At 61.5% G+C, this 273-nt stretch carries 1 protein-coding gene; it reads left to right on the forward strand.

Annotated elements, in window-relative coordinates; all coding sequences use genetic code 11:
* Positions 1-273 (forward strand): hypothetical protein (locus SB717_RS35765; RefSeq protein WP_410907709.1); only part of this gene is annotated, 273 nt, incomplete at both ends.

Below are 273 nucleotides of genomic sequence, written 5' to 3' on the forward strand. Positions count from 1 at the left end.
CTGGAAGCTGGCCCGTGAAGCCATGGAGCGTGCCACTGGCCTGCTGCTGGAAATCACCGGTGGCGAAGCCGGTCCGATCACTGAAACCGTCAGTGAGCAGCACCTGCCGTCCGTTGCGCCGATCACCCTGCGCGCCAAAAGCGTTGAACAGATGCTTGGCCTGGTCATTGACCCCGCTGAAATCGAGCAACTGTTGTCGGCCCTCGGCCTGGGCATTTCCTCGAGTGGGGAAGGCCAGTGGCACGTTGAAGTGCCGAGCCATCGCTTCGATAT

It is taken from the genome of Priestia sp. SIMBA_032 (genome assembly GCF_046535215.1).
GTDB classification, from domain to species: domain Bacteria; phylum Bacillota; class Bacilli; order Bacillales; family Bacillaceae_H; genus Priestia; species Priestia aryabhattai.